The organism is Streptacidiphilus melanogenes (assembly GCF_000787835.1).
Taxonomy (GTDB): domain Bacteria; phylum Actinomycetota; class Actinomycetes; order Streptomycetales; family Streptomycetaceae; genus Streptacidiphilus; species Streptacidiphilus melanogenes.
Genome location: NZ_BBPP01000017.1, coordinates 134,217 through 142,786 on the forward strand (window position 1 = coordinate 134,217; position 8,570 = coordinate 142,786).

General features: G+C 72.6%; 6 protein-coding genes. 1 reads left to right on the plus strand and 5 read right to left on the minus strand.

The features are described 5' to 3' along the window. Positions 1 to 56: 56 nt before the first annotated feature. Positions 57 to 881, plus strand: coding sequence for a hypothetical protein (locus TR49_RS19955; RefSeq protein ID WP_042383352.1), 825 nt, complete (start codon positions 57 to 59; stop codon positions 879 to 881). A gap of 176 nt (positions 882 to 1,057) precedes the next feature. Here the strand turns inward: TR49_RS19955 and TR49_RS19960 are convergent, their stop codons facing one another. The 5 genes from TR49_RS19960 to TR49_RS43945 form a co-directional block, all read right to left on the minus strand. Then, entirely contained in the window at positions 1,058 to 2,866 is a 1,809-nt protein-coding gene (locus tag TR49_RS19960; RefSeq protein ID WP_042383353.1) for a GMC family oxidoreductase, read from the minus strand. A gap of 58 nt (positions 2,867 to 2,924) precedes the next feature. After that, a complete protein-coding gene (locus tag TR49_RS19965) occupies positions 2,925 to 4,547 on the minus strand; it encodes a succinic semialdehyde dehydrogenase (protein WP_042383355.1) in 1,623 nt (540 codons plus the stop codon). 198 nt (positions 4,548 to 4,745) lie between these two features. Then, positions 4,746 to 6,146: a dihydrolipoyl dehydrogenase family protein gene (locus TR49_RS19970; RefSeq protein ID WP_042383357.1), complete on the minus strand. Its 1,401-nt coding sequence runs from the start codon at positions 6,144 to 6,146 to the stop codon at positions 4,746 to 4,748. Between the two features lie 71 nt (positions 6,147 to 6,217). Beyond that, positions 6,218 to 8,113: a serine/threonine-protein kinase gene (locus TR49_RS45020; protein WP_236653447.1), complete on the minus strand. Its 1,896-nt coding sequence runs from the start codon at positions 8,111 to 8,113 to the stop codon at positions 6,218 to 6,220. Positions 8,114 to 8,322: 209 nt separating this feature from the next. Next, the coding region (locus TR49_RS43945) for a hypothetical protein (protein ID WP_236653448.1) at positions 8,323 to 8,570 on the minus strand (248 nt) is incomplete at its 5' end.

Genomic DNA, 8,570 nt, shown 5'->3' on the forward strand with positions numbered 1-8,570 from the left:
GGCACAATCGCGGCTCAGCTCAGCGTTGCCGTCGTCGAGGAAGGCCGCCGCCCAAGATGACCGTTCCCCCGCAACCCGGCCCGCACATACCGGGCTTCGGCCCGCCGTCGGACTACGGAAGCGCTCCCACCGAGCCGCTGCCGGTCCAGCCGTTCCCACCGTATGCGACGGCTCCCGACGAGCCCGACTGGTCCTCCATGGCCGACGAGCACGAGGCGCGGAACAAGCGCAAGCAGATCCTGGCCGTCGCCGTCGGCGTGCTGGCCGTCTGCCTGGTCGGCGGCGCCGCGCTCGCCTGGAACCTCAGTGGCTCGGGCGGCTCGGCGACCGTCGGCGCGGCTCCGACCGGCAGCCCCTCGGCCTCGGCGTCGGCACCCGACTCACCGTCGGCGTCGGCGTCGCCCAGCCCGAGCGCGCCCCCGGCGCTGCGGCTCGACCAGGTGTTCGCCTCCTCGCTGAAGGTCGGCGACAGGGCCTACACCCGCGTGGCGACGGACGTGCAGAGGACCTGCCACAAGGCCGTCAGCAGCGGACTCGCCCACATCCTGGCCGCCGACCACTGCACGCAGGTGCTGCGCGCGACCTACTCCTCGGGCAAGGTCTCGGTGACGGTCGGAGTCGCCGCGCTGGCCGACGTCAGCTCGGCCATGGGGACCGTCACCCACTTCCGGGGGAAGATCGAACCGCTCTGGCACAAGGGGGATGTCGCCTTCTGCAAGAAGGTGACGTGTGCGCAGACCCACGCCGTCGAGGGCCGTTTCCTCTACCTGACCGTGGCCGGTCCGAACTCCGGCGCGGCGGGGGCCAAGGACCGCACCGCGATCGCCGCGGGCCACGCCGCCGCAGCTTCGGTCCTGTCGCGGCTGGTGAAGCTGCACTGAGACCCCGAGGGCCTGGCCTGCCCTGCCCTGCCTGCCCTGCCCTGGCCTGCCCTGACCGGCCCTGGCCTGGCCTGCCCTGACCGGCCCTGACCGGCCCTGGCCTGCCCTGGCCTGCCCTGGCCGGGCCGGGACGCCCCTCGCGCCCCGGCCCGCCGTTCGGGCCTCCCCTGCGGGGGTTACTTCGTCTCGCGCGGCGGGACCTGAGGCACCGCCAGCAGCGGAAGGCGCAGGGCGCCGAACGCGCTCTCGGGCACGACCGGGTGCGCCGGGGCGACCGGGGCGACCCGCTGGTACTCCTCGCCCTGGGCCGGGCGCGGGTCCGCCTCGCCCTTGTTGGGCCAGAGCGCCATCGCACGCTCGGTCTGCGCGGTGATCGTCAGCGACGGGTTGACGCCGAGGTTGGCGGAGACCGTCGAGCCGTCGGCGACGGTGATACCCGGGTAGCCCCACAGGCGCTGGTACGGGTCGACGACCCCGCGCTCGGGCGAGTCGGCGATCACGCAGCCGCCGAGGAAGTGCGCGGTCAGCGTGCGACCCATCAGGTCGCCCAGGTTGCCCCCGGGGAAGCCGCCGATCTCGGTCGCGACGGCCTCGGCTGCCACCTCGGCGGCGGGGATGAACTTGGGGTTGGGCGCGCCGTGGCCCTGGCGCGAGCTCAGCTGCCCCTTCAGCAGGCCGCTCTTGCGCCGCGAGACGACGACCGAGTTGTCCAGCGACTGCATCACCAGGCCGATGATGGTCCGCTCGGACCAGCGACGCTTGTCCAGCACCCGCAGCAGCAGGTCGGGGCGCTTGAGCGAGCGGCCGACGGCGCGCAGCAGCCGCGGCGCCCGGCCCTCCCCCGGCACCTGCAGCGTCGTCATCAGGCTCATCGCGTTCGAGCCCTTGCCGTATCGGACCGGCTCGATGTGGGTGTTGTCGTCGGGGTGGACCGAGGAGGTGATGGCCACGCCCTTGGTGAAGTCGGCGCGCGTGCCGTAGCGGCTGTCGGTGGTCATCGCACCGACGATCGCCTCGGAGTTGGTGCGGGTCAGCTCGCCGAGCCTGCCGGAGATGCCGGGCAGCACGCCCTCGTCCCGCAGGCGGTGCAGCAGCTTCTGGGTGCCGTAGGTGCCGGCCGAGACCACGACGTGCTTGGCCCGGATGGTCCGGAAGCCGTTCTTCGCCGGGTTCTTCGAGCGCGAGTCGGTGCGCCGGGTGTCGACCGCGTAGCCGTCGCCGTCGACGCGGACGGTGACCACCGTCGTCATCGGGACGATCTCCGCACCCGCCTTCTCAGCAAGGTAGAGGTAGTTCTCGGTCAGCATGTTCTTGGCACCGTGCCGGCAGCCGGTCATGCACTCGCCGCACTCGGTGCAGGCACGACGCCTCGGACCGGCGCCGCCGAAGTACGGGTCGTCGACGGCCGCGCCCGGCGCGGCCTTCGTCCCGTCGCCGCCGCAGTCCTCGCCGTCGCCGAAGAAGACGCCGACGGGCGCCATGTGGAAGGTGTCGCCGTACCCGAGCTTGTCGGCGGCGGCCTTGAGGTGCACGTCGGACGGGGTGACCGTGGGGTTCTTCCGCACGCCCAGCATGCGCTGTGCCTGGTCGTAGTAGGGCGTGAGCTCGTCGGACCAGTCGGTGACGTCCTTCCACTGCGGATCCTGGAAGAACGCCTTCGGCGGCACGTAGAGCGTGTTGGCGTAGTTCAGCGAGCCGCCGCCCACGCCCGCGCCGCCGAGCACCATCACGTCGTCCAGCACGTGGATGCGCTGGATCCCGTACAGGCCGAGGGCGGGCGCCCAGACGTAGTTCTTGGTGTCCCAGGAGGTCTTCGGCAGCGTCTCGGCCGTGAACCGGCGGCCGGCCTCCAGCACGCCGACCTTGTAGCCCTTCTCGGTCAGCCGCAGGGCCGACACCGAGCCGCCGAAGCCCGAGCCGACCACGACCACGTCGTAGTCGTAGCCCGCGTCGGCGGTCGGCTTCCCCTGGTCCTGAGAACTCATCTACGCGCCCGCCTTCGGATGTGTGTGGGGTAGTGGTGGGGAGGGGGAAAGGAAGGGCCTACTTGAAGCGCAGGGCCTTGAGCATGGCCAGCGACTTGCCCAGCAGCTTGGCGTAGCCCTCGTCGTCGAGGCCGAACGACGGCGTCATCTGGATCACCCGCTGCACCGCGACGGTCTGCACCTCGGTGTACTTGAGGATGCCCTCGGAGCCGTGGCGGCGGCCGATGCCGGAGTCGCCCATGCCGCCCATCGGCGCGGCGACGCTCGCGTACGCGGGTGCGTAGCCCTCGTTGACGTTGACGGTGCCGGTGTGCAGCCGGGCCGCGACGGCCTTGGCGTGGCGCAGGTTCTTGCTCCAGACGCTGGAGTTGAGCCCGTAGGAGGTGCCGTTGGCGCGGGCGACGGCCTCGTCCTCGTCGTCGAACCGGTAGACGGAGACGACAGGACCGAAGGTCTCCTCGTTGCAGACCGCGCTCTCGGTGGTGACGTCGTCGAGAATGGTCGGCTCGAAGAAGAGCGGGCCGATGTCGGGGCGCGGCTTGCCGCCGGCCAGCACGGTGGCGCCGTTCTTGACGGCGTCCTCGAGATGGCGGGTGACGGTGTCGAGCTGGCGCTGGGAGACCAGCGAGCCCATGTCGGCGCCCCAGGCCAGGCTGTTGCCGAGCTTGAGCGCCTTGGTGCGGGCGACGAACTTCTCCAGGAACGCGTCGGCGACTGAGGAGGCGACGTAGAGCCGCTCGATGGAGATGCACAGCTGACCGGCGGAGGAGAAGCAGGCACGGACGGCGCCCTCGGCGGCCTTGTCCAGGTCCGCGTCGGCCAGCACGAGCATGGCGTTCTTGCCGCCAAGCTCCATCGAGGCGCCGATCAGGCGCGCGGCGGCGCGCTGGGCCACGTCGCGGCCGGTGCGGGTGGAGCCGGTGAAGGAGACGTAGTCGGCGTGGGCGACGACCTCGGGGCCGACGACCGGCCCGTCGCCGATCACGATCTGCCAGAGCTCGGCGGGCAGTCCGGCCTCGACCATGAGCTCGCGGGCGCGCAGCGCGGTGAGGGCGGTCTGCGTGTCGGGCTTGGTCACCACGGCGTTGCCCGCGACGAAGGCCGGCACGGCGTCACCGGTGAACAGGGCCAGCGGGTAGTTCCACGGGGAGATCTGGCCGATCACGCCCTTGGGCTGACGCAGCTCCAGCACCTGGGTCAGCACCGGGAAGACCCCGCCGCGACGGCGCGGCTTGAGGTAGCCGGCGCCGGCACGTCCGTAGTGGCGGGCCTCGATCGCGGAGGCGAGCACCTCCTCGAAGGCGTGCGCGCGGGTCTTGCCGGTCTCGGCCTGGACCAGGTCGAGCAGCTCGTCCCGGTGCTTCAGGACGAGGTCGTGGAAGCGCAGCAGCACGGCGGCGCGCTCGCGCACCGGTCGCTTGACCCAGTCGCGCTGGGCCGCGCGGGCGCGGACGAAGGCGGTGGCCACGTCGGCCGGGGAGGACTCGGGGATCTCCGCGAGCACCTCGCCGGTGAACGGGCAGCGGCTGGTCGCCAGCGTCGGCCGGTCCCCCGCCACCACGGCGCTGACCAGGCGCGCGACCAGCTGCGGCGGCACTGCGTCGGCGACGCTCCGCGCGCCGGGGGTGGCCACGGGATTGCCTTGGACGGCAGTGCTGCTGCCGGTGCTGATGTCAGTCATGCCAGGCAGCGTAGGCGCTTTCGGGCCGTTGCGATACCCACCAGTAACAGAAATCGTTCCGGTTACGAACGGTTTGTGCAGCCACCAGCGCGGCGCGGCGAGGACGGCGCCAGGTCCCGCCTTCACCGGCCTTCCACGCGGGTGCGGGCCACGCCCGCCGCGCCGCCGGCCGCCGCGGCGCCCGGACCGGTTCCCGTTCTACGCCAGTTCCGCGACCGCCGTGCCGACCGCACGGTGGAAGGTCGGGTAGGCCCAGATCGTCGAGGCCAGCTCGGCCAGCGGGATGCGGGCGGAGACGGCGAGGGAGAGCAGCCCGAGGACCTCGCCGCCGTTGGGGCCGGCGGAGGTCGCCCCCACGAGGACGTCGTCGGCGGCGACGAGCTTGACGAAGCCCGCGTTGCCGTTGGCTCCGTAGATGTAGCCGCGGCTGCTCACGGACAGGTCCGTCGTGGCCGTCCGGACCTTGCGGCCCTCCGCGCGGGCCTGGGCCTCGGTCACTCCCACGGCGCCCACCTCGGGATCGGTGAAGGTCACCCGCGGCACCGCGTGGTAGCGCGCGGGCGCGCCGCCCTGGCCCAGGATGGCGCGGACCGCGACGTCCGCCTGGTACATGGACATGTGCGTGAACGCGCCCTTGCCGGTGATGTCGCCGATGGCCCAGACCCCGACCGGCCAGACGCCCTGGGTGCCGACGACGCGCAGCCGCTCGTCGACCGGGATGGCGCGCATGTCGGACGACAGTCCCAGCACCCCGCCGCCGATGCGGTCCAGGGCGACCCGGCGACCCGTCGCGACCAGCATCCGCTGCGCGGAGAAGCGCTCTCCGCGACGGCAGAGCACCTGGAACCGCCCGTCCCGGTGTTCCACGCCCTGCACCTCGGCTCCGGCGTGCACGGCGAGACCGTCGGCGGTCAGCACCCGCGTCAGCAGGTCGCCCGCCTCCGGCTCCTCGCGGCCGAGCAGGCGGGGACCGGCCTCGACGACGGTGACGGCGCAGCCGAGCCGCTGCCAGGCCTGGCCGAGCTCGAGACCGATCGCGCCGCCGCCGAGGACGAGCAGGGACTCAGGCAGTTCCTCGGCCTCGATCAGGTCGCGGTTGGTCCAGTACGGAGTGGCGGCCAAGCCGGGAACGGGCGGGGAGACCGGCTCCGATCCGCTGGCCAGCACGATGGCCTGACGGGGCCTCAGCACCGTCTCGCGGCCGTCGGCGCCGAGCACGGTGACCTCGCCCGGGGCGGTCAGCCGGGCCGTGCCGCGCAGGAAACGGCCGCCGCGGGAGGTGAGGCGGTCGACGGCGATCTTGTCGTTCCAGTCGTCGGTGGCCTCGCGCACCCGCCGCGCCACGGGCCGGAACTCGGGGTGCACCCGGACGATCCCGGCCATGCCGGGGATGCGCCGCGCCTCGCCGACCAGGTCGGCCGAACGCACCATGATCTTCGAGGGGATGCAGCCCCAGTAGGGACACTCGCCGCCCACCAGGCGCTCGTCGACACCGACCACGTCCCAGCCCGCATCGGCCAGCCGCCCGGCCAGATCCTCACCCCCGGGACCCAAACCGATGACCACCGCGTCCGGGGTCTCTCGCACCGTTGCGGACATCACGGCCTCCCGGAGAGCGGGTGAACTTCCATGGACGGCTCGGTTCACACCACGGTACCGGGATGCGGATGCTATGGCACGGTGAGCGTCTGCAGAATCTCCTCGAAGCGGCCGTAGCCGTTGCCCCAGTCGTCGATCGGGTACGAGATGAAGGTGTCGTACTCGTTGCCGTTCGGGGCCTTGTAGAACTGCTCCATGGCGTGCATCTTCTGCTGCGTCTTGGCGTCGACGAAGTAGAACTCCAGCTGCGCGCCGGTGGAGTTCTTGAAGCTGTTGGGGCTGAAGCGGACCGGCTCGTAGCTCTTGTCGTTCTGCTTGAGCTGCTCCATCAGCCACTGCCCCTGCTGCACCGCGGTGCGGGAGTTGGCGTAGGTGACCCCGAAGATGATCTTATGGATGCCATCCGGGGTGTACGTGATCGCGATCGAGCCCTTGGGGGCGCTGCGCATCCAAGGTTTGTCGCCGCCCACGGGCAGGCCGAAGCTGAACCCGTAGGGATCGTGCGTGAGCTGGTAGCCGGACGGGATCTGGACCGGCTCGGAGGACGGCTGGACCACCGACGTCGGCGAGGTGCTCGGGTGGTCCTGCCCGCCAGCACCGGTGTTCTGGTGCCGGTGGTTGTACCAGTACGTCGCCCCGGCGCCGCCCGCGCCCGCGACGAGCGCGGCCACCAGCAGCCACACCCAGCGCCGCCTGCGACGCGGAGGCTGACCGGCCCGCGTGCCCTCGCGGCTCGTCACGAACCCGACCTCGTGCTGGTGGGCCGGCGTGAACGCGGCCCCTGCCCCGGCCCCGGCGCCCGTGCCGGACTCGTGCACGGTCGCGTGAGCCGCCTCGTCGGCGTAGAGCGGACCGCTCATGGAACGGGGCGCACCCGACGCGGACGCAGGAACGAACCCGCCGCCCTGGGCGGGGACGCGGGCGGTCGGCCCGGTCGGCATACCGCCGGAGCGGCCCGCGGCCGTGTCCGACCCCGGCGCCGCCGTGGCACCGTCCATGCCGTCGACGCCGCCGTGGACCATGCCGTTGACCGCGGTGCCGAGCACCGTCGCGGTGTAGGCGGCGTCGGGATCGGCCGGTCCTGACTGCCGGTCCACGGCCGGGACCTTCTGGGTCGGGGTGCGCAGCGGACCGGTGCCGAGGCTGCCGAGACTGATGTTGGTCGTGTGGCCCGCCGCGACGTCCTCCAGCATCCGGCGCACGTCCGACGCGCCGGGACGCTCCTGAGGCTCCTTGGCCATCAGCGCCTGCAGCACCGGCGCCAGCGCCCCGGCGTTGCGCGGCTCGGGCAGCGGGTCGGTGACGACCGCCGCCAGCGTCGTCAGCGGCGACTCGCGACGGAACGGCGACTGACCCTCCACGGCCGCGTACAGCGTCGCGCCGAGCGCCCACAGATCCGACTCCGGGCCGGGACGGCCGCCGTGGACGCGCTCGGGGGCCAGGTAGTCGGGCGAGCCGACCAGGTCCCCGGTGCGGGTGAGCGCCGAGTCGCCGACGAAGGTGGCGATGCCGAAGTCGGTCAGCACGACCCGGCCGGTGCCGCGCTCCAGCAGCACGTTGGCGGGCTTCACGTCGCGGTGGATCACGCCGACCGCGTGGGCGCGCTCCAGCGCGGCGAGCACCTGCGCACCGATCCGCGCCGCCTCGCGCGGGTCGATCACACCGTCCTGCTCGACCAGTTCGGACAGCGAGCGACCGTCGATCAGCTCCATCACGATCCACGGCTTGCCGTCCTGCTCGACGACGTCGTGGATGGTGATGACGCCCGGGTGCTTGATCCGGGCGGCCGCGCGGGCCTCCTGCTTCATCCGCGACTGGACGATCTGCAGGTCCTCCTCGGCCAGGTGCCCGACGGAGAGCTCCTTGACCGCGACCTCGCGGTCGAGCATCTGATCCGTCGCGCGCCACACCGTGCCCATGCCGCCGCGCCCCAGACGCGCGCCCAGCAGGTATCTGCCCGCGAGCACGCGGCCCGCCTCCGTACCCACCGTCTGCCCCCTCGTCGCGGATCCTGCCGTCCATCGCAGTCCGCGGCAGGAACCGCGGTACCGCGCACCCTATCCCGACCGTCGAACACTCCGGCGTCCCGGGCACGGCCTTGAGACCGGGATGTGACGCTTCGGCAGCGAATGACACGTTCCGCTTCGCGGATCGTGCCGCTGACCGGCCGCCGGGCTCAGCCCTTGAGCGTCGCCGCCAGCGCCAGAGTGACCAGGACCACAAGAATAATCGCACCCACCAGGAACGGTCCCAGCAGCACGTTCCGGCGCCGCGGCGCCGCGTGGTGGTGCGGGTGCCCCGGCCCGCCCTGCTCGACCAGCTCACGCGACGCCCGGGAGCGCTGCACCGGCAGCGCGCCCGGACGCGGCACCGGCAGGCGGGTCCCCGTCGGCAGCTCCACCGAAGCCCGCCACGCCCGGCCGG

What these genes read in the sequence shown, in the direction of transcription:
- TR49_RS19955 (WP_042383352.1), top strand. Translation starts at nt 57, where the DNA reads ATGACCGTTCCCCCGCAACCCGGCCCGCACATACCGGGCTTCGGCCCG.
- TR49_RS19960 (WP_042383353.1), bottom strand. Translation starts at nt 2,866, where the DNA reads ATGAGTTCTCAGGACCAGGGGAAGCCGACCGCCGACGCGGGCTACGAC.
- TR49_RS19965 (WP_042383355.1), bottom strand. Translation starts at nt 4,547, where the DNA reads ATGACTGACATCAGCACCGGCAGCAGCACTGCCGTCCAAGGCAATCCC.
- TR49_RS19970 (WP_042383357.1), bottom strand. Translation starts at nt 6,146, where the DNA reads ATGTCCGCAACGGTGCGAGAGACCCCGGACGCGGTGGTCATCGGTTTG.